At 53.7% G+C, this 2,976-nt stretch carries 1 rRNA gene; it reads left to right on the top strand.

Annotated features, from left to right (window positions below):
- Position 1: 1 nt before the first annotated feature.
- Positions 2 to 2,934: ribosomal RNA gene (locus tag SLU01_RS17790) — 23S ribosomal RNA — on the top strand.
- The last annotated feature ends 42 nt before the right edge of the window (positions 2,935 to 2,976 follow it).

Below are 2,976 nucleotides of genomic sequence, written 5' to 3'. Positions count from 1 at the left end.
AGGTTAAGTTAGAAAGGGCGCACGGCGGATGCCTTGGCACTAGAAGCCTATGAAGGACGGCACTAACACCGATATGCTTCGGGGAGCTGTAAGTAAGCTGTGATCCGAAGATTTCCGAATGGGGAAACCCACTGCCTTTAATGGGGCAGTACGTTTACGTGAATACATAGCGTAAACGAGGCACACCCGGAGAACTGAAACATCTAAGTACCCGGAGGAAGAGAAAGAAAAATCGATTCCCTTAGTAGCGGCGAGCGAAACGGGAAGAGCCCAAACCAGGAAGCTTGCTTCCTGGGGTTGTAGGACACTCTATACGGAGTTACAAAAGGCTGGATTAGACGAAGCGACCTGGAAAGGTCCGCCATAGCGGGTAAAAGCCCCGTAGTCGAAAGTCCATCCCCTCCAGAGTGGATCCTGAGTACGGCGGAACACGTGAAATTCCGTCGGAATCCGGGAGGACCATCTCCCAAGGCTAAATACTCTCTAGTGACCGATAGTGAACCAGTACCGTGAGGGAAAGGTGAAAAGCACCCCGGAAGGGGAGTGAAAGAGAACCTGAAACCGTGTGCCTACAAGTTGTCAGAGCCCGTTAATGGGTGATGGCGTGCCTTTTGTAGAATGAACCGGCGAGTTACGATTCCATGCAAGGTTAAGCAGCGAATGCGGAGCCGCAGCGAAAGCGAGTCTGAATAGGGCGAATGAGTATGGGGTCGTAGACCCGAAACCAGGTGATCTACCCATGTCCAGGGTGAAGGTAAGGTAACACTTACTGGAGGCCCGAACCCACGTACGTTGAAAAGTGCGGGGATGAGGTGTGGGTAGCGGTGAAATTCCAATCGAACCTGGAGATAGCTGGTTCTCTCCGAAATAGCTTTAGGGCTAGCCTCAAACGAAAGAATCTCGGAGGTAGAGCACTGTTTGGACTAGGGGCCCATCCCGGGTTACCGAATTCAGACAAACTCCGAATGCCGATGATTTATGTTTGGGAGTCAGACTGCGGGTGATAAGATCCGTAGTCGAGAGGGAAACAGCCCAGACCGCCAGTTAAGGTCCCCAAGTATCCGTTGAGTGGAAAAGGATGTGGCGCTGCCCAGACAACCAGGATGTTGGCTTAGAAGCAGCCACCATTTAAAGAGTGCGTAATAGCTCACTGGTCGAGTGGCGCTGCGCCGAAAATGTACCGGGGCTAAACGGATCACCGAAACTGCGGATTGACACCTTTGGTGTCAGTGGTAGGAGAGCGTTCCAAGGGCGTCGAAGCCAGATCGTAAGGACTGGTGGAGCGCTTGGAAGTGAGAATGCCGGTATGAGTAGCGAAAGAAGGGTGAGAATCCCTTCCACCGAATGCCTAAGGTTTCCTGAGGAAGGCTCGTCCGCTCAGGGTCAGTCGGGACCTAAGTCGAGGCCGAAAGGCGTAGACGATGGATAACAGGTTGATATTCCTGTACCACCTCCCCGCCGTTTGAGCAATGGGGGGACGCAGAAGGATAGGGTGAGCGCGCTGTTGGTCATGCGCGTCTAAGCAGTGAGGTGTGGAACGAGGCAAATCCCGTTCCTATAACATTGAGCTGTGACAGCAAGGGGAATTATCCCCGGAGTCCCTGATTTCACACTGCCAAGAAAAGCCTCTAGCGAGGCGGGAGGTGCCCGTACCGCAAACCGACACAGGTAGGCGAGGAGAGAATCCTAAGGTGATCGAGAGAACTCTCGTTAAGGAACTCGGCAAAATGACCCCGTAACTTCGGGAGAAGGGGTGCTCTGGTAGGGTGTTAAAGCCCGAGAGAGCCGCAGTGAATAGGCCCAGGCGACTGTTTAGCAAAAACACAGGTCTCTGCAAAACCGTAAGGTGACGTATAGGGGCTGACGCCTGCCCGGTGCTGGAAGGTTAAGAGGAGAGGTCAGCGCAAGCGAAGCTTCGAATTGAAGCCCCAGTAAACGGCGGCCGTAACTATAACGGTCCTAAGGTAGCGAAATTCCTTGTCGGGTAAGTTCCGACCCGCACGAAAGGCGTAACGATCTGGGCACTGTCTCAACGAGAGACTCGGTGAAATTATAATATGCGTGAAGATGCGCATTACCCGCGACAGGACGGAAAGACCCCGTGGAGCTTTACTGTAGCCTGATATTGAATTCCGGTGCAGCCTGTACAGGATAGGTAGGAGCCTTGGAATCCGGAGCGCCAGCTTCGGAGGAGGCAATGGTGGGATACTACCCTGGCTGTATTGGACTTCTAACCCTTGCCCGTGATCCGGGCAGGAGACAGTGTCAGGTGGGCAGTTTGACTGGGGCGGTCGCCTCCTAAAGTGTAACGGAGGCGCCCAAAGGTTCCCTCAGAATGGTTGGACATCATTCGTAGAGTGCAAAGGCATAAGGGAGCTTGACTGCGAGACCTACAAGTCGAGCAGGGTCGAAAGACGGGCTTAGTGATCCGGTGGTTCCGCATGGAAGGGCCATCGCTCAACGGATAAAAGCTACCCCGGGGATAACAGGCTTATCTCCCCCAAGAGTCCACATCGACGGGGAGGTTTGGCACCTCGATGTCGGCTCATCGCATCCTGGGGCTGTAGTCGGTCCCAAGGGTTGGGCTGTTCGCCCATTAAAGCGGTACGCGAGCTGGGTTCAGAACGTCGTGAGACAGTTCGGTCCCTATCCGTCGCGGGCGCAGGAAATTTGAGAGGAGCTGTCCTTAGTACGAGAGGACCGGGATGGACACACCGCTGGTGTACCAGTTGTCTTGCCAAAGGCATCGCTGGGTAGCTATGTGTGGACGGGATAAATGCTGAAAGCATCTAAGCATGAAGCCCCCCTCAAGATGAGATTTCCCATTACGCAAGTAAGTAAGATCCCTCAAAGAAGATGAGGTGGATAGGTCCGGGGTGGAAGCGTGGCGACACGTGCAGCTGACGGATACTAATCGATCGAGGACTTAACCTTCATGTTAATCAGTTGGTTGAACTTGATGTAGCAAGAATGTCT

The sequence above is a fragment of the Sporosarcina luteola genome (genome assembly GCF_007991495.1).
Taxonomy (GTDB): domain Bacteria; phylum Bacillota; class Bacilli; order Bacillales_A; family Planococcaceae; genus Sporosarcina; species Sporosarcina luteola.
The sequence above is the reverse complement of the archived record's forward strand: the minus strand, read 5'-3'. Positions and strand labels throughout refer to the sequence as shown.